At 57.8% G+C, this 23070-nt stretch carries 16 protein-coding genes; 14 read left to right on the forward strand and 2 right to left on the reverse strand.

The window, feature by feature from the left end:
- Positions 1 to 119 precede the first annotated feature (119 nt).
- Complete coding sequence (locus HOP44_RS10765) at positions 120 to 1331, forward strand: S-layer homology domain-containing protein (RefSeq protein WP_172253178.1); 1212 nt, start codon at positions 120 to 122, stop codon at positions 1329 to 1331.
- On the forward strand, positions 1331 to 4807 hold the full coding sequence (locus HOP44_RS10770) for a DUF5704 domain-containing protein (RefSeq protein ID WP_172253179.1): 3477 nt from the start codon (positions 1331 to 1333) through the stop codon (positions 4805 to 4807). The genes HOP44_RS10765 and HOP44_RS10770 overlap by 1 nt, the downstream gene beginning before the upstream one ends.
- A gap of 133 nt (positions 4808 to 4940) precedes the next feature.
- Here the strand turns inward: HOP44_RS10770 and HOP44_RS10775 are convergent, their stop codons facing one another.
- A complete protein-coding gene (locus HOP44_RS10775; protein ID WP_246369737.1) occupies positions 4941 to 6062 on the reverse strand; it encodes a glycoside hydrolase family 88/105 protein in 1122 nt (373 codons plus the stop codon).
- Between the two features lie 187 nt (positions 6063 to 6249).
- Between HOP44_RS10775 and HOP44_RS10780 the strand changes: the two genes are divergently transcribed.
- The 12 genes from HOP44_RS10780 (at position 6250) to HOP44_RS10840 (ending at position 22169) form a co-directional block, all read left to right on the forward strand.
- Entirely contained in the window at positions 6250 to 7086 is an 837-nt protein-coding gene (locus HOP44_RS10780; protein ID WP_172253180.1) for a helix-turn-helix domain-containing protein, read from the forward strand.
- An 86-nt stretch (positions 7087 to 7172) separates the two neighbouring features.
- Entirely contained in the window at positions 7173 to 7823 is a 651-nt protein-coding gene (locus tag HOP44_RS10785; RefSeq protein ID WP_172253181.1) for a hypothetical protein, read from the forward strand.
- A gap of 45 nt (positions 7824 to 7868) precedes the next feature.
- Entirely contained in the window at positions 7869 to 8189 is a 321-nt protein-coding gene (locus HOP44_RS10790) for an iron-sulfur cluster biosynthesis family protein (protein ID WP_172253182.1), read from the forward strand.
- 232 nt (positions 8190 to 8421) lie between these two features.
- The gene (locus HOP44_RS10795) at positions 8422 to 10686 is read left to right on the forward strand and encodes an AraC family transcriptional regulator (protein WP_172253183.1); all 2265 of its coding nucleotides are present in this window, start codon (positions 8422 to 8424) and stop codon (positions 10684 to 10686) included.
- Positions 10687 to 10875: 189 nt separating this feature from the next.
- Entirely contained in the window at positions 10876 to 11838 is a 963-nt protein-coding gene (locus HOP44_RS10800; protein ID WP_172253184.1) for an ABC transporter permease, read from the forward strand.
- Between the two features lie 41 nt (positions 11839 to 11879).
- Complete coding sequence (locus HOP44_RS10805; RefSeq protein WP_172253185.1) at positions 11880 to 12776, forward strand: carbohydrate ABC transporter permease; 897 nt, start codon at positions 11880 to 11882, stop codon at positions 12774 to 12776.
- Between the two features lie 37 nt (positions 12777 to 12813).
- Complete coding sequence (locus HOP44_RS10810) at positions 12814 to 14439, forward strand: type 2 periplasmic-binding domain-containing protein (RefSeq protein ID WP_172253186.1); 1626 nt, start codon at positions 12814 to 12816, stop codon at positions 14437 to 14439.
- 191 nt (positions 14440 to 14630) lie between these two features.
- Positions 14631 to 15428, forward strand: a complete 798-nt coding sequence (locus tag HOP44_RS10815; RefSeq protein WP_172253187.1) for a LamB/YcsF family protein — start codon at positions 14631 to 14633, stop codon at positions 15426 to 15428.
- Positions 15429 to 15485: 57 nt separating this feature from the next.
- Entirely contained in the window at positions 15486 to 17381 is a 1896-nt protein-coding gene (pxpB, locus tag HOP44_RS23145; protein WP_343059847.1) for a 5-oxoprolinase subunit PxpB, read from the forward strand.
- A gap of 330 nt (positions 17382 to 17711) precedes the next feature.
- Complete coding sequence (locus HOP44_RS10830) at positions 17712 to 19520, forward strand: sensor histidine kinase (RefSeq protein WP_343059861.1); 1809 nt, start codon at positions 17712 to 17714, stop codon at positions 19518 to 19520.
- 91 nt (positions 19521 to 19611) lie between these two features.
- On the forward strand, positions 19612 to 21186 hold the full coding sequence (locus HOP44_RS10835; RefSeq protein ID WP_246369739.1) for a right-handed parallel beta-helix repeat-containing protein: 1575 nt from the start codon (positions 19612 to 19614) through the stop codon (positions 21184 to 21186).
- Positions 21187 to 21347: 161 nt separating this feature from the next.
- The gene (locus tag HOP44_RS10840) at positions 21348 to 22169 is read left to right on the forward strand and encodes a methyl-accepting chemotaxis protein (RefSeq protein ID WP_172253189.1); all 822 of its coding nucleotides are present in this window, start codon (positions 21348 to 21350) and stop codon (positions 22167 to 22169) included.
- A gap of 155 nt (positions 22170 to 22324) precedes the next feature.
- Here HOP44_RS10840 and HOP44_RS10845 read toward each other — a convergent pair whose 3' ends face one another.
- The gene (locus HOP44_RS10845) at positions 22325 to 22897 is read right to left on the reverse strand and encodes a 5' nucleotidase, NT5C type (RefSeq protein ID WP_172253190.1); all 573 of its coding nucleotides are present in this window, start codon (positions 22895 to 22897) and stop codon (positions 22325 to 22327) included.
- Between the last annotated feature and the right edge of the window lie 173 nt (positions 22898 to 23070).

The raw sequence follows: 23070 nt of genomic DNA on the forward strand, positions 1-23070 counted from the left end.
AACGTTCTTTGACAACCGAAAATGGGTCTTTCCCTATTCAAGCAGGCGAGCGACAATAGAAGAGAACGGATGGTTTAACATGATTTTGGAAAATAAACCGGAAAGAGGAGTGTGGAAAGGTGAAAAAAGGATTGGTAAAATGGCTGGGTCTCACGCTTGCCGTGAGCATAGCCGCAGCGGGAGTCTGGAATGGGCCGCCAAGCGCCCACGCCGCAGGCTCCGGTTTCTCCGATGTGAAAGCGTCGCATTGGGCAGTCGGCGCGATCAACAAAGCCGTAGCCAAAGGCTACGTCGACGGCTACACCAACGGCACGTTCAAACCGGATGCGTCCGTCACGCGCGCCGAGTTCGTCAAAATGGTCGTTGTGGCCATGAAACTCGATACGGCGCCGGCAGGCGGCAAGTGGTACAGCGAGTATGTGAACGCGGCAAGCGCGGCGGGGTTATATGCGGGCGATGATTTCGCCAACAACGAAGCCGCTTGGACGAAAGTCATGACCCGCGAAGAAATGGCCCGCGTCGCGGCCCGCGCGATCGGCGAGAAGACAACCGAGGGCGACAAATGGATGTACCTCGCCACCAAGACCGGCCTGATCCAAGGCGTCGGTAAAGGCCAGATCGCACCCGAAGGTCTCACGACCCGTGCGCAGTCGGTCGTCATCATCGAGCGTATCCTGACGGCAAAAGCTGGCGGCGAACTCGACACCGATCAGTATGCGACGGCCGCTGCCGAAATCATTTGGCACGGGACGAACATCTTCACGGTGATGCCTGAAATGTTCGTGACGCCGGAATCCGACTGGAAAAACAAAGGCAAGTCCTCGGTCGAAGAAATGTGGAACGAGAAAAACATGACGATCACGTCGAAAGACGGGCTGTATCAAGCGAAGCTTGAGGCGCTTGTTGCGATCGATATGGCGGACCCGAATGATCCGAATCGTTCGCTGCTTGGCGACATGAACACGCTGAAATGGTCCAATAACAACGAGCAAATGACAAACTACGTAAAAGGCAATACCAACACGTACGTGATGTATTTTAAAGGTAAAGAAGTATTCAATAAGGATAAAACCAAATATCTTAGCAGACCCTTCGCAGCCTTTCAAGTTGCAGGATTCGGAAGCAATGATGACGCGGCATACGCTGCCGGAAAATTGAACACATCTGCACCGATCTATCGCAATCAAGTCAGCGATATGCCTGCAATCATCATCCCAAAAAGCGGAACCGTTCAAGGGATGAATGATATCAAAATCGTTCTGCAAACCCCAACAAGTTCGAACGCGAGATTTATGGAGGTTGACCTGCTTAGATTGCGAGGCATTCAGTAATGGAAGAAAACCGACAACGAAAGAAACGATTCACGCTTGTCGGACTCAGCACCCTGCTCCTTGCGAGCAGCGTGCTGGGTGTTTTTTTTCCACTCCAAGGGGAAATCGGTGCGGCACCCGTTAAAAAAGTAATTACCTATGCAGGTACCGACGCCCCACGGCTGCACACCAACCGAACCGCTGTAGCCTTCGGCAAAACACCAACGGCCACAACCGCTACAATTAGCGAAGACGCGGGTGCCGGAAAAAAGATTCAAAAAATCGTATTCTATAAAGGAAGCGAAGCAGTTAAAACCATCGACGTTAATGCGCAAACCTATTCGGGAACCGAAACGTTCACAGGTGAAGCCATTGAAGTCGCATCCAAAGAAAATGGCTCAGCCGGTTCGTGGTTCGCATGGAACCGAACGATTTTAGAAGGATGGAAAGCCGGTCAAAGCGATACATGGTCAAATGAAGGTCCGTCGCACACCGCACCTGCAAACGAAGGAACTATCATAACCGACAGTCCACGTCATAGTGCCGAGTACACCGCAACGCCCGGCAGACGGGTTAGACTGGCCGTCAAATATCCAATCAATAGGCCCTTTGTAGGGACTAATCAGTTTACCGATTTGACATTCCCCTTAACCATGATCGATAACCGGACAAATGTTGTGCAAGATAGAAACCCCCAAACACCGGGACAACAAGCCAAGATCATAATCGATGATAAAAAAGAAGTCAAAAATGAAAGTCTTGGAATTTCGGGATATGCCAGCAAAAGCGACATTTATCTTCAATCCTTATTAGTCGGACTCGACGATGGGCAAACCACGGTAGGGCCGACCAGAGATTTGACTTATGCAACCATCGTGTTTCTTCAAGATCACTCCGATGCCGGGGCAAAACGATATTACGTCGAAAAGAATGCGGATGGTACCATGCGCCCATACAGCGGTAACCCGAAAAACGCGCAGATTATGGCGTTTTACTATGCCGCGTATAACTTCACCGCCGCATCGGTCACGTACCAGTATCCTGACCGGTATTGGGTCTACACCAAAGATGGGGAACCCGACGAAGACATACCCGACCCCAATCCGCCGTTCGCTGGCTGTACCATCCGTGACGGCCGCACGATCGAAGGGGAGCAGTTAACCCCTAATGCATCGGCCGTGATTAAAGCCGATAGCCGGGACCGCGAAATCTTTGACGTCCTGCAAGGCATACCGACATCGGAAAGCTTATACGGCAACGTAATCGCCAACAGCTACCTGCACAAATTTAAATTTAAAGAACAGCTCGGTACCTGTGTGTATGATTTAACGGTTTCCAAATCGTATGATCTGACATGGACGGAAAAGAAAGCGGGACCCGCAAAACCAGACGGGACGCCGGGACCCGAAATAGACGATCCCAAATCCGAAACGGAAAATAAGCAATACGAAGTCCATATTGAACGGTACTTCTCCTACTGGATTATCGACAATATCGGTGTCTACGAAATCGATCGGGCCGTACTGCAAAACTACGCGTTCCAAGGCGAATCGATCACACTAAGGCCCGCTGGCTACGTTCCGCCGACGTTATCCGTAACCAAAAGCGGAAAGCACACCGTAGACCCCGGACCGGGAAACTGGACTGCGCCCACGCAACCCATACCCGGCGAAGACAAAAGGCCACTGGTTCCAAATGACCTGGACCTTCTGGCCGGAGAAACCGAACAAAAGATCAAACAAGTACAAGTCAGTAACGATACCGTCGTCTTTAACGGTCAAACCTTAATGGACGGATCGACTGTTCAACGAAAAGGGCAGGACCCGAAGCCGGTGCCAAATTCCACGCCGATCACGCGCGACGTGCTCTACAGTCCGAATCATATGATTCCCATGACTAAAACCAACCGGCAAAGCGCACCTTCGATGGGTACCATCACATACAATCCGCTCAGCGCCAATCACAACGTCCCGTCCGGCGACACCTACCCCATCGGCGGCATCAACCCGGTCACGGTCCACACGCCGGTCGTGAACTATTCCAGCGCCTCCGACGACGCGGCGCACAACCAGAAGACGACGCCGAATTACAACCGGCAGGCCTTCATCTTGGATCGGCCGTTTACGATCACGATGCCGACAAGCGGACAGCATCAAAGCTATCCGGGTTACGGCAACCGGGATTACGCCAAGTATTATCGGAGCAAAGAAGTGTATTTCCCGTTTGACGTTTACTCGGGGGATCGCTCGCAGTTCTATCCGAAAAACACCTGGATCCCGATCCCGGTCGGACAATTGACCACCGAATTCTTCCTGCCGGTGTGGGTCGATGAAGGCGATTATACCGTCCATTATCGCAACATTGCCGAGAATGCGCCGGGCGTCAGCCCGACGCAGCAGGATGCCAACTTCGATCTGGCCAACCACGTCGCCTCGGATACCGTCGACGTTGAAGTGATCGGCCGCCTGTACGATTTCCACGTCACCGATATTGCCGACTACAACTGGGAGAGAGTGTTCCGTACCCAATCCGGCAGCGCGACTCCGACCGGGCACAGTTATTGGACAGGCTTGAACGGAATTGACGGCGACCCTCGCGGGAATGCCCATCCGTTCACGCTGCCGATCCTGCCGGGCAAGAACCCGCTGGAAGGCACCAAGAACGTGAGTATCAAGACCGGCTACCATGTGAAGTTCGACCTGAAGACCAAAGGCAATATGTTCGGAAAGACGGACGGTCTGCGCGTCACGCCAAGCTTCACTTTCGTGAGTCGAGACGGCAAAACGAAAACCCCGGTCGACCTGTATTACAACGACGACCACCGAACGTTCATCAAGGTGGGTTCGCCCGAAGACACCGAAGAACGCTACGTCATCTTGAACGATCGTCTTCGCAACGTACCGGAAGAAGAACTCACCGATACGGCGCGGTACAAGTACGATCATTATTACGGATTCGCCGAAATGAACGGTGTGAGTAAAGACCTGTTCGTCGCGGATTACATCCGCCGCTTTACCAAAGAAAAGACTCCGGTCGGCGGATTCGATCTGATGCTGCTTCCCGAACAGATCCGCACACTGATCGGGCCCAAAACCCAAATCCCGGCCGGCGTAGACAACGCCCGCGCCAATGCCGCGATCCAGAAATGGTACGGTCAGTATTCCCTGCCGGGTGACCCGTATGTCGTCGTAAAAGGAACCGACCTTCCCGAATACGCGCGGACCCACGGCGGACTCACCAAACGCGACCCGGTATTCCTCAAAGACGGTTACATTATCTTGAACTTCAACATCGAGAGTATCCGCTTGGGCAATACCGGCGCGCCGCGCCTGCAGTACATCCATGCACCGCTGATGAATCAGTGGAGCCTGGAAGGATACAAGCGCAGCGTGCAGGATTCGTGGGGACATTCCTTCAGTCTGCAGGATGGCGATATCGCCTTTTTCCATGCCGACAAGTCGTACAAAGACGATTTCGAGTCGCAGGTGACGCATTGATCGGCCGCATTAACGTTAAGCCAAGCAACCGCATAGATCGATTCCGGACCTTTCGCGAATGGAAAGTCCTTTTTGCGTTGAAAGGCTTCGCTCCCTACTCGGGAACGAAGCCTTTTTTTGGTGACCCGGCAAGCTAGGGTTCCACGACGGTTGAAGCGGAAGATTCCGGATTCGCCGGATTGTTCTGCGATTGTACCCGCGCGTCCGCCGCTGCCCGGCGCTCTTCGACCTGCCGATCTTCCAGTGCCGCCGTCAGCAGAGCGAGTGCCAAGCCCTGCCCCCAGCCCTGCGCCCATTTGCGGTCGATGCCGAGGTAGCCTTCGATATCGTTCATGACCGCGGTACCGCCGGAGACGTTCATGACGCGGCCGGTGTCCGAGATGTTGGCAATCACGCCGTCCAGCGCTTTGCGTACGTATTTGCCATGCAGCGGGTTGCCCTGCACGATCATCGCGGCCGCAATACCGGCGGTTGCGGACACTTCGCCGTAGGCGTCCGGATGATCGAGGATCGTGCCCCAGAGGCCGTCGTCTTTTTGCAGCTTCTTGATCGCGGCCAGCTGATCGCGCAGCGAGCTCCAGATATGCATCATCGGCGGATACAGATAAGCTTCGGGCAGTCCCTGCGCCGCGCGGGCCATCGTGTACGCTCCCCAGGCATTGGCGCGGGCCCAGTGCAGACCGGACATGTGATCCTGCTTGACGTTGTTATAGCCGTGGTACCACAGTCCCGAATCTTCGTCCTGCAAATAGTTGATATGCCAGAAATACTGGTGCAGCGCATCGTCGATCAGGTCTTTGCGATCCAGCATGACCCCCGCACGCAGCAGGAAGTAGGCGGCCATGAACAGCGTGTCGGCCCAGGCCTGCTCGGGGAAGTCGTTTTTGGCCGATACCGTATGCTGAAGCACCCGATCTCCGAAACGCAGCGCGTCACGCTCCAGATATTCGATTTTGCTCAGGATCAGATCGAGGTACTTCGGCTCTTTCGTCTCGACGTACAGCGTCAGCAGCATATGGCCCATCGCGCAGGCATTGACCGTCCAGACCGGCGGCAGGCCCGCTTCGATGTATTCGTCCACCCAAGCTTCCATACGCTCCAGGTAGAGCGTGCTGCCCGTCGCTTCGTACGCCCGGCTGACGCCGTAATAAGCGACGCCGCACGGCCAGTCCCAAGTCAGGTCCATATCCAGGGTGTACTCCGTTACGCGTTCGATCAAGCGCTTCAATTCTTCGGTCGAGGTGTGCAGTTTCATCCGTTTCGCTCCGTTTTCGTTGGATTTTGGATCATGCGGTGTACTTGTGTAAGCGTTCTATATCCGTATCCTAGCATGGTGAACTGTACATATTTTGCCTGAATTTGCGATTTCCTCTCGGATCTTGCGATCCTGCGCTGCACCTATATAATGAGAGAAAAGTCCGGAACGCCGAAGGAGGCCAAGCATGGAAGAACTGTATTACGACAACGGCAGCGAGACGTTTCTGGTGCATTATCGCAGCGGGCCGAGCTACCGGATGACGACGAGCCACTTTCATGCGACGTACGAGTTTTTCTACATGATGGACGGGCAGCGGAAGTTTTTTATCAAAGACCGTACGCTGCTGATCGAAGCGGGGGATATCGTCGTCGTCGCACCGAATGTGCTCCATCGGACCACTCAGGCACAGACGCCGGATTACGAGCGCTTGGTGGTCAATGTGCATGAGCGGTATCTGAGCGCCGACGGAGCTGCCCGAACCGAAGGGCTGCGTCCGCTGTTCGAGCGGGATTACCTGCTGTTGAAAAAAGGTACGTACGCTTCCGCCGCGATCGATACGCTGGCGGAGCAGGTGGTGCGCGAGGTGCAGGAGAAGCGGCCGGGGTACGAAGATTACGCGCGGACGCTGACGATCCAACTGCTGATCTCCTGCTGCCGCCAGCTTCCGGTGCGGACCGGAGAGCCGCCTTCGGCGTCGAACCCGATGCACGAGCGGATTTTCGAAGTGGTGCGGGATATCAACGAACGTTATATGGAGGAGCTGACGCTGGAACGTCTGGCGGAGCGCCATTATGTCAGCCCGTATGCGATCAGCCGCTCGTTCAAGGAAGCGACGGGGTTTACGTTTGTGGAGTACGTGAACAGCGTCCGGGTCAAAGAAGCGATCGCGCTGCTGCTGGGCTCCCCGCTGAAAGTGAATGTCATCGCGCGGAGAGTGGGCTTCGGGAGTGTGACGCATTTCGGGCGGGTATTTAAGGCAGTGACGGGGAAGGCGCCGCTTTTTTATCGCAAAAAGGGGTGAAGCTTCATAAGAAACCGCCGCCGGACCTATAACTTTTCACGCCTCCGCCCGTTTATGTCAATAACAGATACTGAAGGAGGATCGTGATGAAAAAGCATGGAATACGTTTAACCGCCTTATCCGTCGTATTCGTTCTCGTCCTGATTTTTCTCAATCGGCCCCACACGTATTCGGTTACAACGCGGTACAAGCCGCTTCCTCTAGGAGGCGTCTCCCAATCCGGAAGCATCGCTGTCCATTACGCTTCCCTTCGGGAACTGACCGCATCTGCCGATCTGATCGCGGAAGTAGAGATCACCGGCACGCGCGGCAAAGGTCCGGGACTGCCCTTTCTCGGCTATACGGCAAAAGTGGCGGACACGATCGCGGGACACTCGGGTTCCGAAGAAATCCTCCTTTATGAGACGGCTCCGCCGGAAACGCAGGAAGGGGTCTCGTTCGAGGACCGGCTTTCTTACGCAATCGGAGACCGGCATATCCTGTTCTTGAAAAAAGGCGGCGATTCGTCGAACGATCCGCTCTATCGCGTATCCGGCGTCTATGAAGGACGATTCGATATCGAGAACGGAGCGGTGAACGCGGCAGAAGCCCACTACGGAGCGGAGTTGTCCGCCCCGGCGGTTCCCGGCTCCGATCCCGTATCGGCCGAACGCGAATCCCATGTTCCCGGCACAAGCGTGGAAGATTTCAAAGCGAAAATCCGAAGTCTTCACGCTTCCGTGATTCCAAACACCTGACACTTCTCGCCAAAACGGGTAAAGTAAAAGCAGGAGGGATCAATCATGCGCATACAAATGGACGACTACACCACAGGCAAACTTCAGGAAAAGCTCGGCGGCCGCCCCGGCAGTCTCCGGCTGATCTACGATACGATCAACTGCGGCTGCAACGGCATGGTCACGATCCAGATCGCGGACAAGCCGTGGGATACCGACGTCAAGGTCGAAGCGGATTCGTTCGAATTCTGGACGGACCGCCAGCAGGAGCAGCAGTTTGATCCGGTCATGAAGCTTGAAGCGGACCGCAGCTACCCTTCGTTCAAGCTCTCCAGCGACGGAGCGGTATTCAGCCGCGATCTGCGAATTGCGGATATGCGGGCGTAATCCGAACAAGAAAAGACCGTTAGACGCGGGATCGATGCGGCTAACGGTCTTTTTTATATGCGAAAATCTTCGAAAGGCGCAATAAAACCGATAAATAAAGGCAAAGCACGTGGACAAACCAGAGTTCGATAAATTAATATATGAGGGAGTCATTAACAAATTTAAATTTGTAAGCGTTACCAAATAGTTAATTGTCGGTCGGTTTTGGCCCAAAAAGAGTGGAGGGGTTAACTTGAAACGTTTCCCGATGACGCTGCAGCTGGCCTGCATTTTGTTCATCGTCATGGTCATCCCGGCCAGCATTTTGACGTGGTACAGCGGCGAACAGAGCCTGCGAAGCTCGCAGCGGGAGATCGCGGAGTCTTCGCTGGCCGAGCTGGTCGCCGGGCGCCGGCTGAACGAGAGTGCGCTCAACAGCCTGTCGCAGGATACGGTCCGTTTGTCCGCTACCGGCACATTCGACCGGATTCGTCCGTTCCCGGCTTATGCGGATCTGAGCGCGGATTACGGCAATATCAGCCGCGCGATGGCGGTGATGAGGGAGCTGACGAACCTGAACCGGAGAGCGGAAGGGGTCTATTCGTCCTTTTTCTATCTGGAGGATTCGGATTATGTCGTCTCGACGGACAAGAGCATTACCCCGCTGAGCCGGTACGAGCCGATCGATTGGGTGGAAGATGCGCTCAAAGACCAGCAGGGAATCGGAGGAGTCTGGTATGCGCGTACGCTGCAGTCCGGCGTCCCGGTCGTCTCGTACGTGCTGCCGCTCAGCCGGCTGTCGACGACAACGCGAGGCATGATCGTCGTCAATCTGCGGGAAAGCCAGCTTGAAGACTACCTGTCTTCATCCAACGCGGCGAATACCGATTACGCCCTGATCGACGGCAGCGGTACAGTCATCTCGAACGGGGACAAGAGCCTGCTGCTGACGGGTGCCGACGAACTGCCTTTCTACAAGGAGCTTCGCGGCGAACCGGCCAAGGAAGGGTATGCTTTTCGAAAAACGGCCGACGGCGAACAGGTATTGTACGCCTGGACGCATTCGGAACCGTTCGGCTGGACGCATCTGAATACCTATTCCGTACAGGAAATGCTGACCCGGACGCACGCCCAGCAGCGGGGCATTATTCTGCTGACGGTGGTGGTGATCTTCATCGGCACGTTTGCGACGCTGTTTCTGGCCGCCTGGGTGTCCCGGCCTGCGCGCGAGCTGGTCCGGCAGTTCAATCTGCGCGGCTATCTGGATCTGCCCGGGCAGAACGAATTCGCTTTTCTGGATACGGCGTTTCGCCGGATGCAGGATGAGGAATCCAAGCTGCACGGGCTGCTGCGCGAACGCGAACGCGACGCGCGCAGTCTGACGGTGCAGCGGCTGCTCCAGGGCGAAGCGCACGGTCCGCTGGACGGTATTTTTCCGTATCCGTATTTTGTCGTGGCTTCGATTTCGATCGACGGGTATCGGAAATACGTCACCAAGCACAATTCGGAGACGCGCAGCTACCATCGCCATATGCTGTCCGCCGCCTGCGACGTTCTGCTTGAAGACGGTCCGGCCGCGCATTTCCTGTACCGGGGCGACGGGTATTTTGCACTCGTTCTTAACGATCGCGAAGAAGACGGCGGCCGCGGCGGGCTTCATTCCAAGCTTGAGTCTATTCAGGGCAAAGCGGAAGAGCTGCTCGGTCATACGGTTACGGTCGGGGTAAGCGGGCGGGCCGAGTCTTCGGCGCGCGTTCCCGAGCTGGCCGCCGAAGCGCTGGAAGCCGTGAAGCGCCGGATGATCGCGGGCAGCGGAGGCATTCATTACGGCTGTGCGGAAGAACGCCGCGATCACAAATATATGTACCCCGAGTGCAGCGAGCGCCGCATTCTCAATTTCCTGGACGACGGACTGCCGGAGCGGATCGAAGCGGAGCTTAAGCGGATCGCGGAAGAAATCCGGGCAGCCGATTATATTTCCCATGACAATATCCTGTTCATCTACAACCAGTTGGTCGGCGTGACGATCAAACATCTTCAGGAAAGCGGCAGCCAGGCGGCCCGGATTGTTGCCGGCCGCGGCAGCGTCTACTCGACGATCGCTTCTTTCGATACGCTGGACGATCTTCAGCAGTACGTGCGCGAATTCTATACGGGAATCGTACGGGCGAAGCGGCCGGAGGACGAAGAAGCCGTATCGCACGGGAAACGGATCTCGGCTTATCTGCGCGAGCATTTCTGCGAGGAAGTGGTGTTCGAGGATATGGCGCGGGAGATCGGGATCAGCTACTCGTACATGCGCAGAATCGTGTACGAAGAAACGGGCGCCAGTCTGATCGATTCGCTCAACAAGCTGCGGATCGAGAAAGCGAAGCCGATGCTGCTCGAAGACGAGCGAACCATTGCCGAAATTGCGGCGGCTGTCGGGTACGAAAACGCGCGCAGCTTCAACCGCTTTTTCCAGAAGTTCGAAGGCATGCCGCCGAGCGCGTACAAAAGCCGGAATCGGGTATCGTGAGGCAGCCGCCATTTTTGATCCGAGTATCCAATACTGATCTTAAACACGTCCGGAAACCTTATAACGGCGGGCTTGGGATCAAAAATGGCCCTTATCATCAACACTCGTCGTTTACCGATCCTAGGAGCGGGCGCTATGCTGGGCACATCTCCGGCGACGGATGGTAAAAAGCAGACGGGAGGTGACAACATGAAGGGAATCAGTATGGCCAAACCCAAAAATGAAACCGCTTTACCGAAAAAAGACCGCTACGGAATGCTGTACTATCTGCGGCGCGACTGGCAGCTGTACGTGCTTCTTGTTCTTCCGCTGGCGCTGGTGCTTCTCTTCAAATACACGCCGCTTGCGGGTCTTGTCCTGGCCTTCAAGGACTACAAGATCGCCAAGGGCTTTTGGGGAAGCGAATGGGTCGGGATGGAAGTCTTTCGGGAATTGTTCGCCAAGCCGGACTTTGCCCGGGCCGTACGCAATACGCTGCTGCTCAACATTATGGATCTGATCTTCAGCTTTACGGTGCCGATCTTCCTGGCGCTGCTGCTGCATGAGGTCAAGAACGTTCTGTTCAAGCGGGTCAACCAGACGCTGCTGTATCTGCCGCACTTTCTGTCTTGGGTCATCGTGGGAGCGATGGCGTACCAGCTGCTCGGCGAAGGCAACGGCATGATCAACAATCTGATCGTGACGCTGGGCGGAGACCGGATTCCGTTCCTGCAGGAAGACATGAACTGGCTCATCAGCTATCTGGCGATCGGTATCTGGCAAAGTATGGGCTGGGGCACGATCATCTATCTGGCCGCGATGAGCAGTATCAATCCGGAAATGTACGAAGCGGCCACTGTCGACGGCGCAAACCGCTGGCGCAAAATGTGGAACATCACGCTGCCTTCGATCCGGCCGACCATCGTGACTCTGCTGATCATGAGCCTGGGCGGCGTCATGGGCGGTTCGTTCGAACGGATCTTCTCGCTCCTGAACCGGGCTACGACCGAATTTACGACTACGATCCCGGTACTGGTGTACCGCTGGGGGATCGAGGGCGGAGACATCAGCCGCGCAACCGCACTGGGACTGTTCCAGGCGCTGATCGGATTGGTGCTTGTGCTGACGGCCGACCGGGTCGCCAAGAAAATGGGCGAAGACGGATTGCTGTAATCCGGGCATCCGAATCTACCTTCGAAGAAAGGAGCAACACGATGAAAGCCGCAAAATCCCTTCCGGTCGGCAGCAAGAAGCGCTTCGATGTCTGGGGGTTCGTGATCCATGCCGCATTGGTGGTCATTTCCCTCGTCTGTCTGCTGCCTTATATGCATATCGTCGCCAAGTCGTTCAGCGAAGATGCTTACGTCATCGCGAACAAAGTCTTCCTGCTGCCCAAAGGATTCTCGCTCGAGGCGTACGCCAAGATTTTCGCCGATGCCAGTATTCTCCGCTCGCTCTACGTCTCGGTGACCGTCACCGTTCTGTTCACCATCCTCGGGATGGTCGTCACGGTGTGTGCGGCATATCCGCTGTCCCGCAGACAGCTCAAAGGCCGTTCGACCCTGACCTTCATCTTCTTGTTCACCATGTACTTCAGCGGCGGGATCATTCCCGAATACATGCTGATCAACAATCTGGGTATGCTCGATACGATGTGGTCGCTGGTGCTGCCGCTGTCGTTCAGCGCCTTCAATCTGTTGATCATGAAAACGACGTTCACCCACAGCGTGCCGGTCAGCCTGGAGGAATCCGCGCGGATCGACGGAGCCGGACACTTCCGGATCCTCTGGAGTATCGTGCTGCCTCTGTCCAAGCCGATTCTGGCCACCTTGTCGCTCTTCTACGCGGTCGGGCGCTGGAACGCTTACCAGGACGCGCTGTTCTATATCAAACATAATGTCGATCTGCGCCCGCTGCAGTTGAAACTGTATTATCTGATTGTCCAGGCGACCGAGAGCTTCCAGCTTGAGGCAACCGAAGTGACACTGAGCAATCCCGAAGTCATGAAAGCGGCGGTGGTCGTATTCGCGACGATTCCGATCATCTGTATCTATCCGTTCGTGCAGAAGTATTTCGTTCAGGGCACCATGTTGGGCGCGGTGAAAGAATAGGCATAACTTTTTGAAGAAAAATGGAGGGGGTCTGGCGATGAGTCGAAAGGAAAGAAAAGCTTCGCTGTTCGTGACGGGTCTTGCGCTGGTCGGAATGTTGGCGGGATGTACGGGAGGAGGCGGCAGGGAAGCGGCGAGTTCTCCGGCTGCGGAGACACCGGCCGAAGGGTTCGCGGATTATTCCAAAGGCTTCCCCGAGAAAGTCAGTCTGGATATCCCCGTCTACGAGCGTGCTTTTGAAGGATGGAACGTGACGGACAACTTCTATACCCGCTGGATCCAAAAGGAATTCGGCGACAAGTACAATGTAAGCGTTAACTTTGTGCCGATTACCCGCAGCAGCGAAGTGACGGATTTCGAGCAGCTGCTGGCTTCGCACAAAGCGCCGGATATCATTTTCCACTACGACATGCCCCAGGCGCTTGCCTATTACGGCGAAGAAGTGCTCCAGGAGCTGAACCATGAAGAAGTGGAGCATTACGCCCCCACTTACTGGAAGAACATGGGGGAGACGATCAAGCAGTACGGCACCATCGACGAGAAGAACACCTTCGTCTTCGCTTCGCGTCCGAATGCGGACAACTTTACGAGCATCATCCGCAAAGACTGGGTCGAGCAGGTAGGGATGAAGACGGAAGATCTGACCTCGCTCGAAAAATACAACGAGATGCTGGAAAAGTGGAAAGAAGCGGGGCTCGGCACGACGGGCGGCAGCTTGATCCAGAACTCGTTCAACTACAATTATGCCTTCCGCGACTGGCCGTTCGACGAGAAATACCGGGCGCTGTACTCCGACCTGTCCGTAGCGGATTTCACGACGGCCGACACGGAACGCTATCTGCGCAATCTGAATTATCAATATAACAACGGTCTGATCGACCGGGAATTCTACCTGCGCGACGACGATTCCAAGACCAAGGCGGAGTTCGTGGCGGGCAAAACGGGCACCTACAGCACGTATCTGACCAATAACACGGATGTGTTCGAAGCGACGCTGAAAAACAACCCGAAAGCCGAATTCGCGATCGTGCCTCCGTATGCGGGAGTACCCGAAGGCCGGGAGCCCCAAGGACGCGCTTACTGGCCGTTCGGCATGATTATGGGCATCAACTACGAGTCGACCGACATGGAACGGGCGGCCGTATGGATGTACCTGGATTGGATGAGCCAGCCGGAGAATCTGTTCCTGCTGCAGAACGGGGTCGAAGGACAGAACTACAAGCTGGATGCGGAAGGCATCGCCGTACGCGATCCCGAGTTCAAAGGCGAATCCGTACTGGCGCAGAACAACAACAAAGACTATTGGGCGCTTGTGACCGAAACGGCGCAGTACCCGGACCCGGAAACGACGCTTGCGGCCAACAAACGGAACTGGTCGCCGCCGGGACACGAGTATCTGGTCGAAGATCTGGTCAAATACTATAACGAAACCGAAGAATTCCGTACGCCGGACGCGCTGTACACGGTCGTGCTCGAGAACGTGAACGATTACAAAGCCGATCTCAACGTCCTGTTCCAGGAATTGTACCTCAAAGTCGCGCTGGCTCCGGAAGACCAGTTCGACAAGCTGTACGAGGAAGCGAAGCGGCAGTATCTGGACGCGGGCTATCAGGAGATTCTGGACGAAAAGCAGGAAGCGATCGACGCGGGAAGCTATCAATAAGGACGAAGCGGAAGACTGGCGGCCGCAAAGCGATATCGTCAAGTCCGGCCCGAAGCTGGAAGTCGGGCAATCCAATAAATAGCTAAACAGCGATCCTCGACCGGTGGAAACTTTCCGCCGGTCGATTTGTTGTGAGGAAGGCTGCGGATTGACTATAATCGACTTGACATGTACCGAGAGGAGGAAGCGCAATGAGCCTGATCGATTTGAACTGCGATCTCGGAGAAAGCTTCGGCGCCTATACGCTGGGGCGCGACGCCGAGATTCTGCCGTATGTCACTTCCGCCAATATCGCCTGCGGCTTCCACGCCGGAGACCCCGGCGTCATGCGGCGCACGGTTCGTCTGGCGCTGGATCGGGGAACGGCGGTCGGTGCCCATCCGGGACTGCCCGATCTGGCCGGGTTCGGCCGGCGGAATCTGGCGGTCTCGCCGGAAGAAGCCTACGATCTGACGGTGTACCAGATCGGAGCGCTGGAAGCGTTCGTCCGCTCGGAAGGCGGCAGGCTTCGCCACGTGAAGCCGCACGGGGCGTTGTACAATATGGCCGCGCGCGATGCGGCCCTGGCGGACGCGATTGCCCGCGCGGTCCTGCGCGTCGATTCCCGGCTTGTCCTGTTCGGTCTGTCGGGCAGCGAACTGATACGTGCCGGAGAGGAAGCCGGACTCGAGACGGCCGCCGAGGTGTTCGCCGACCGGACCTACCGGTCGGACGGTTCGCTGACGGACAGAAGCCGTCCGGATGCGCTGATCGCGGACGAAGATCAGGCGGCCGCCCAGGTGCTTCGCCTGATCCGCGAAGGACGGGTGTCCACCGTGGACGGCGAAGAAATCGGGATGGCCGCCGATACGGTCTGTATTCACGGCGACGGTCCGAACGCGCCGGCATTCGCCCGGCGTATCCGCTTGGCATGCGAGCAGGCGGGAATCCGGGTGTCTGCGGCCGGGCGGGAGCCGGAGTCGGGCGGCGGTGCGCAGTCCCGCAGCTGACAGCGTTATCTGTGTCTGCGCCGGAATTGCACAGCGGAAAAGGGAGGAGAGTCTGACATGATGAATATCGAATCTGGCGAAGCGGAATCGCCGCTGCGCGCCATGCCCCGGATCGAGCCTTACGGCGAATGCGCGATGCGTATCGCGTGGGAAGGAGGAATCCACCCCGAGATCCGCCGCCGTGTCCGGGCATTGAGCGAAGATCTTGAAGAGCGGCCGTTCCCGGGGATGATCGAATGCGTGCCCGCCTACTCCTGCGTGACGGTGTTCTACGATCCGCTTGAGGTCCGGGCCGCCCGCGTACGGGGGATGTTCGGGGACGAGGCATCGGCCGGCCAGGGTCCGGTATACCGAACCTTGGCCGGCCTGCTGGAGAAGCGGGCGGCAGAGGTTGTACTGACGGCCGAGGAAGAAGTCCGCACCGTGGAGATTCCGGTATGCTACGGCGGCGAGTACGGACCCGATCTTGAAGAAGTCGCCGCGCTTGCGGGGATAACGCCGGATCGGGCTGCGGCGATTCATGCGGGCGGCGAATACGTCGTCTACATGCTCGGATTCGCTCCCGGGTTCCCTTATCTCGGCGGAATGCCGGAGAGTATCGCCGCTCCCCGGCGTGCAACGCCGCGCGCGGCGATTCCTGCCGGTTCGGTCGGAATCGCCGGCCGGCAGACCGGCGTCTATCCGCTTGCGACGCCGGGAGGCTGGCAGCTGGTCGGGCGTACGCCGCTGGCGCTGTTTCGTCCGTCGGAGGAACCGCCGAGCCTGCTGCGTGCCGGAGACCGGGTCCGCTTCCGGCCGATATCGCCGGAAGAGTTCCGATGTCTGGAATCGGAGGGAGGCGGCCGCGTTCGCGGACCGGTCCCAAAAAATCCGGCCGTGAACGGGCTTACGGACGCGCCCGGCAGGAACCCTGCACTTTTCCCGGCAAACGCTCCGCGCGAAAAGGAACGACCAAGCGTGACCGTTCTGAAGCCCGGCCTGCAGACGACCGTGCAGGACCTGGGCCGCGCCGGCTTCCAGAAATACGGCGTGATTGCCGGCGGGGCGGCCGACCCGTATGCGCTTCGAATCGGCAATGCGCTGGTCGGCAACGAAGAAGGCGCGGCGGCCCTCGAACTGACGCTGAGCGGTGCCGTGCTGCGTTTCGGACAAGAGACGCTGATCGCCGTCACGGGCGGCGATTTGTCGCCGAGCGTGAACGGCGCGCCGCTGCCCATGTGGCGCCCGGTGCTTGTGCCGGCAAAGGCCGAACTGCGCTTCGGCGCCGTCCAGAGCGGCTGCCGTGCCTATGTGGCCGCGTCCGGCGGCTTCGACGTGCCGTCGGTTATGGGCGGGCGGGGCACGTACCTGCGGGCCGGTATCGGCGGCTTCCAAGGGCGCGAACTGCGTGCCGGCGACGTTCTGCCGCTGGGTGAACCGGGCGAAGCGGCGCGGCCGTTCGCGTGCAAGCTGGCCGCCTGCGGCGCAACGCCGTTCGCATCCGTGTCCTGGCACGCGGACAGCCGCTATATTTCGCCGGCTCGGGCCGATCTGGTCGTGCGTGTCATGCGCGGCCCCGAATACGGCCTCTTCTCGTCCGACAGCCGGGAATCCTGGTGGGGGCACCCGTTCGAAGCGACACCCCGGTGCGACCGGATGGGCTGCCGCCTGTCCGGCCCTCCGCTGCGGCCGGAACATCCGCTCGAGATGCTGTCCGAAGCCGTAACGGAGGGCACCGTGCAGGTGCCGCCGGACGGTAATCCGATCCTGCTGCTGGCCGATCGGCAGACGGCCGGCGGATACCCGCGTATCGCCCAAATCGCGGCAGTCGACCTCCCGGCCGCGGCCCAGCTGCGTCCGGGCCAACGAATTTCTTTTTGCGAAATTGCGGCGGAGGAAGCCCAACGGCTGCACAGAGAAAAAGAGGATGAGATCCGGGTCATGAAGCGGTTTATAAAGCTTAAATTTCCGTAAAATCCGATTTGAAGGACGTTTTTGACAAAGGACATCCTTTTTTTTGCAAAAATAAAGACGGTTCGGCTATGTTCGCGCAATTATCAAATGATAGAATGAAAAGGAAGTCGAACGCCAAAATGAAAACCTTCGCCGAGCTGCGCTTCGGCATTCGATAGGAAAACCGAAAAGGGCTCGACGGCGTCATCTCGGGCGCGGACGATGACCCATGAATCGGAAAGGACGGGCATCATGACGGAACTTCACGGAACTTACCAGCTTTATTTCGTTTTGCTTTCGGTTTTCATTTCTTTTTTCTCTTCCTATTGCGCTCTGTATGTGTATGAACGGGTGCTGATATTGACCGGAAAAGCGCGAACGCTTTGGATGATGCTCGGCTCGATCACGATGGGGCTCGGGATTTGGTCCATGCATTTTATCGGGATGCTAGCGTATCATTTGCCGGTCAACGTTACCTATATGCCGGGCTGGCTTACGGTATCCGTTATTTTGCCTATCGCCGCCGTGTGGGCCGCATTCCGAATGATTGCCGAAGACGTATCGAAGATCGGCAGTCTGTTGGCCGGCTCGCTGCTGATGGGCACCGCGATGTTGGCCATGCATTACAGCGGAATGGCAGCGATGAGAATGCCGCTTCGGATGAGTTACGATCCGCTTTTTGTAGGACTTTCCGTAGTGATCGCACTGGGAGCTTCGTTCGCTGCTCTCAAGCTGTCTTCCCTTCACCGCCGGCATAACAATGTTTATCTGAAAAAATCGTCCAAATTGCCCGTCTCCCTGCTGTTGGGCGGGGCCGTGGCAGGCATGCATTACACGGCCATGGAGGCGGTTCGCTTTCACCCAATGGAAGGCGCAGCAATGCACTCGGCCATGATGGAACGAGGGAATTACGCGGACGAGATGCTGCTGGGCATGTTGATCGGGGCAGCCAGCTTATTCATTCTTCTGCTTGTGATGATCACCCAGTCCATCGATCGGAAAGTCGCGCTCAGAATGGCCGATTCGAACAAACGCCGCTATGATTCCATTTTCGAATACAATCCCGACGCGGTCTGCTTATATGAAAACGGCCTTTTGGTGCGTGCCAATCCGGCGACCGAGCAAATTACCGGCTATACGTTCGACGAGCTTCGGAACGAAGGTTTCCGACGGCTGTTGGTCGAAGAAGACCGCGCACGGCTGGCACTTTGTTACGAAGCAGCTTTAAAGGGTGAATCAAATTCCGCCGAAATCAAGATCCGGGGCAAAAGCGGGAACGAGATTCTGCTCAGCATCACAATGGTCCCGCTGGTGGAGGGAAAAGGCGTACGCGACGTTTACACCATTTCCAGAGACATTACGGACCGCAGGCGCGCCGAACGGGAATTGAACGAGGCGAAAAGCGAAGCCGAAGAAGCGCTGCGCATCAAAGGCGACTTCCTTGCCGTGATGAGCCATGAACTGCGTACCCCGCTCAACGGAGTATTGGGCATCAGCGATATCCTGCTCGATACGCCGTTAAACGAAGAGCAGCAAGAATATGTCCGTCTCATCCATCGGAGCGGTTCCGCGCTGCTGTACGTGATCAACGACGTTCTTGATTTCTCGAAGCTGGAGGCCGGCAAACTGCAGGCCGTCCACGAACCGCTTGCGCTTGCGTCAATGGTCGGCGACGTTGCGGCTTTGTACGCGGTGCAGGCGCAGCAAAAAGGGCTGTCGTTCAACTGCGAATTCGGGCGGGGGCTGCCGGACATCCTGCTCGGCGACGAGCAGCGGATCCGGCAGGTGCTGATGAACCTGCTCAGCAACGCGCTCAAGTTCACGTCCGAAGGCGGCATCGAATTGAACGTGACGGCGAAAGCGCTTCTCGGCGGGACGCCCTCCGGCCGTAGATTGCCGAGGCCCGGAGGCATTATCCTGGTGAGTTTCGCGATTCGCGACAGCGGAATCGGCATCGGCGCGGAAGAGCGGAAAAACCTGTTCCAGCCGTTTTACCAAACGGCTTCGACTGCCAACCGAATGCAGAACGGCACGGGCCTGGGCCTTGCCATCTGCAAAAACCTGGTCGAACTGATGGGCGGGGAGATCGGCGTCGAATCCGATAGGGGATCCGGTTCGACCTTCAGCTTCACGGTACCGATGCCGGTGTATCGGGAGTAGGGGAACGGAAAAGGGGAAAAATGGCCCTGCTTTTTTTCGGCGGGCTGCTCAAATGTAAAAGCAAATCGAACGTGCGAAAGGAGCATCCTCTTTGTCCGACAGACCGAAACTTTCTTTCCGCGGCGCTTGCTTTAGGCTTGTCTCCCTGGCTGCCGCCGTTTCCGCGGGCACCTCGTCGCCCGCCGCCGCGCGCGCAGACGGCAGGCCCTACTACTACGTCGCGCCGAGCGGCAGCGACAAGGCCGGCACGGGCACGAAAGCCCGCCCGTGGAAGACCGTGCAGCGCGCCGCGGATGCCGCCATGAAGACCGGCGGCACCGTGTACCTGCGCGGCGGCGTATACCGCCAGCGGCTCAAGCTGGCCGGGAACCCCGGCGCCGCCGGTTCGGCGGCGCGCCTGACCGTCGCGAGCTATCCGTCGGAGACGGCGGTGCTTGACGGCAGGAGCCTGCCCGTCGACGGCATGGACAGCCTGATCGAGCTGGACAGCGCAAGCCGCGTCACGATTCGCGGCCTGGAGCTGCGCAATTACAAAACGGCCGCGCGGGGCAGCGTCCCGATCGGCATCCGCGTTCACGGCGCCGGCGAAAGCGTCAGCTTGCTGGACAACAAAGTCCACGACATCGGGAACACGGCCTCGCCCGAAGGCGGCGGCCTGATCGGCCGCGACGCCCACGGCATCGCGGTATACGGCACGGAAGCACCGGATTCGATCTCGGGCCTGACGGTCTCCGGCAACGAAGTGTACGGCTTGACGCTGGGGTCAAGCGAAGCGCTCGTGCTGAACGGCAACGTCGAAAAGTTCGTCGTGGCAAACAATCACATCCACGACAACGACAACATCGGCATCGACGCGATCGGCTTTGAAGGCACCTCGCCGGATGCCCGGTACGACCAAGCCCGCGACGGCGTCATCCGAGGCAATCTTGTGACCGGAAGCACGTCGGTCCGCAATCCGTCCTACGGCCGCAAAATCCCGAACGGCACCTATTCGGCCGGCGGCATCTATATCGACGGCGGCCGGGATATCGTCGTCGAACGCAACCGGAGCGAAAACAACGATATCGGCATCGAGATCGCATCGGAACATGGCGGCCGCTCGACTTCCGGTATTATCGTCCGCAGCAATCTGATCGTCCGCAACGCCATGACCGGGATTGCGATGGGCGGCTACGACGAAGATCGCGGCTCGACGACGAACAGCATCGTGACGGGCAATACGGTGGCGTACAACGATACGCTGGAATGGGGAACAGGACAGCTTTACATCCAGTTCAACGTCCGAGACAACCGTATTCGCAACAATATTTTCGTCGCGTCCGCTTCCCATGCCCTGATCCTTAACGAATACGCCGAGAACGTCGGCAGCCGGCTCGATTACAATCTGTACTTCGCGCCGAACGCGAAAAAAGCGACCTGGACGTGGAAAGGCCGCACGCATACCGGTTTTGAAGCCTATGCGAAAGCGACGGGACTCGACGCCGGATCGCGGTTCGCCGACCCCGGGTTTGCCGAACCGGGCTTCCGCAGTTACAAGCTCAAAAAGGATTCTCCCGCTTCGGGGTCCGGCATTCCCGACGGCGTACTGGCCGCCGCGCCGGATCTGGACGGGCGCGAACGAGGCTCCGGAACGGGCGGACGTCCGAGCCGCGGCGCATACGAATAAGATCCGCGAGCGGTCCGGGTCCGGCGGAAACTTCGCTTGATACGCTTTTCGAGACGAATTTTCGCTTCTCTCGACTCAGTCGATCGGCTTACCCCGCCGTTTGCCGCGACCGATATATAGGAAGCAAATACAAAAATCCCCCCGGAAGGAAGTAGACATTCATGGCAAAAGGAATCGAATCGCTGGATATGCTGGCCGCCGTAATCCCCCTGCTTCAATCGGCGCTGCCCGTCGATGTCTCTATTGGGCTGTGCGATACCGAACAGTTTATGGCCTACTGGCCGGGTACCCATATCGATCTCAAGATCCGGCCGGGGCAGCGCCTGCAGGAGGACGAGCCCTTGATGCAGGCAATCCGCGGGGCCCAGGCGCTGCGCGCGGAAGTGCCGGCGGAATTCTACGGGTTTGCTTTTACCGGAACGGCGGTACCGGTGCGCGACGCGGGCGGGCGCGTGATCGGAGGCCTCGCGGTTCAGGTGCGGCGGCACAGCGAGCTGATCGACATCGCCGACCGGATCGCCGAGTCGCTGTCGGGCGCCACCGAACGCATCTCGCGTCTCGCGGAAGGATCGAATCATCTTGCGGACGTATCCGGCGAGCTGCTCGGATTGTCCCGGCAGGCGGAAGAGAAGGCCCACGGTGCCGACGATGTGGTGCGGATGATCAAGGAAGTCGCGGATCAGACGCATATGCTCGGCATCAATGCGGCGATCGAAGCGGCCCATGCGGGCGAAGCGGGGGCGGGCTTCGGCATCGTCGCTTCCGAGATCCGCAAGCTGTCCGGCCAGACCGTGACGTCCACCCACAGTATCCGGGACACGCTGGGCACTTTCAAAAAGCTGACGGCGGAGATGAGCGGTTCGATCGAACGCATCGCCGAAACCGGCCAGGGTCAGGCGGAGTCGACCGAGCAGCTGTCCGCGATGATCGGGGAACTTCGCGCCATGGCCTCACAGCTGAACGAGTACGCGAAGAGACTGTAAAGGTTCATGCAAAAAACTCCCGCAACGACGACGCTCGCGCGTCGGTCGTTTCGGGAGTTTGGCGTGCCGGGAACTTTGGCGGTTCTGCGTCGACAAGTCGACCGGGCCGGGCCGGGTTGACGAAGCGCCGGCTCATGCGCCCGGTGGGCTTACCGTCACCCTTTGGCCGGAAAGCCGGGACCCGACAGCACGCTGTTGACGAGATCGCCCATGCCGTCCCAGGAACCTTTCATCAGGAACTCATCCTGCAGCTTGAGGTTCCAAGGCCGCGGAATACCGATCGTCCGCTTGCCGGCCTCGCGCGCGGCGAGCAGATTATGCGGACCGTCGTCGATCAGCAGATCGAATTCGAGCAGGGATTTGCGCTTGGCGACAAAGAAATTCTCGAACGGGATAAACGGCATATGGCGCTGCAGCCAAGCCCATTTCTCCGGTACGGCCGTAGGGCGTGCCGCCGTTACGATGATGACGTCGTGTTCTTCGCTGATCCGGCGCACTTCTTCGATCGTGTGCTCGTCGAACACTTCCAGTTCTTCATACAGCTTGGGCCGCCCGAAGAAAATCTCTTCGTTGCATTCCGGATGCCAGATCCCGCTGAGATCGAAGCTGACGACCTGGTCGATCGACAGCTGAAGGTCCGGATAGGCGGCGTTATGATAATGAAGGGCCTTCGGCACCAGATGACAGATCGTGTCGTCCATGTCGATGGCTACGATTTTTTTGCTCATGCTTTTTCTCTCCCGGCTTGAAAAATAAGATTGATTTTCGTGAATTTGCAGATACTTGCATTGTAGCGAAGTTGACGCGCCTTGGCAAAAAATCGTCGGGAAAAGCGGCTGCATTCGGCGAAGCGGGGCTTGTCCCCGGCAGACCGGTGCATCCTCGAAGTTGCTTTTTGCGG

This window comes from Saccharibacillus deserti (genome assembly GCF_013618475.1).
Classification (GTDB): Bacteria; Bacillota; Bacilli; order Paenibacillales; family Paenibacillaceae; genus Saccharibacillus; species Saccharibacillus deserti.

Coding starts and splice junctions, on each gene's coding strand:
- HOP44_RS10770 (WP_172253179.1), top strand. CDS start 1,331: ATGGAAGAAAACCGACAACGAAAGAAACGATTCACGCTTGTCGGACTC.
- HOP44_RS10775 (WP_246369737.1), bottom strand. CDS start 6,062: ATGAAACTGCACACCTCGACCGAAGAATTGAAGCGCTTGATCGAACGC.
- HOP44_RS10780 (WP_172253180.1), top strand. CDS start 6,250: ATGGAAGAACTGTATTACGACAACGGCAGCGAGACGTTTCTGGTGCAT.
- HOP44_RS10785 (WP_172253181.1), top strand. CDS start 7,173: ATGAAAAAGCATGGAATACGTTTAACCGCCTTATCCGTCGTATTCGTT.
- HOP44_RS10790 (WP_172253182.1), top strand. CDS start 7,869: ATGCGCATACAAATGGACGACTACACCACAGGCAAACTTCAGGAAAAG.
- HOP44_RS10800 (WP_172253184.1), top strand. CDS start 10,876: ATGAAGGGAATCAGTATGGCCAAACCCAAAAATGAAACCGCTTTACCG.
- HOP44_RS10805 (WP_172253185.1), top strand. CDS start 11,880: ATGAAAGCCGCAAAATCCCTTCCGGTCGGCAGCAAGAAGCGCTTCGAT.
- HOP44_RS10810 (WP_172253186.1), top strand. CDS start 12,814: ATGAGTCGAAAGGAAAGAAAAGCTTCGCTGTTCGTGACGGGTCTTGCG.
- HOP44_RS10815 (WP_172253187.1), top strand. CDS start 14,631: ATGAGCCTGATCGATTTGAACTGCGATCTCGGAGAAAGCTTCGGCGCC.
- pxpB (WP_343059847.1), top strand. CDS start 15,486: ATGATGAATATCGAATCTGGCGAAGCGGAATCGCCGCTGCGCGCCATG.
- HOP44_RS10840 (WP_172253189.1), top strand. CDS start 21,348: ATGGCAAAAGGAATCGAATCGCTGGATATGCTGGCCGCCGTAATCCCC.
- HOP44_RS10845 (WP_172253190.1), bottom strand. CDS start 22,897: ATGAGCAAAAAAATCGTAGCCATCGACATGGACGACACGATCTGTCAT.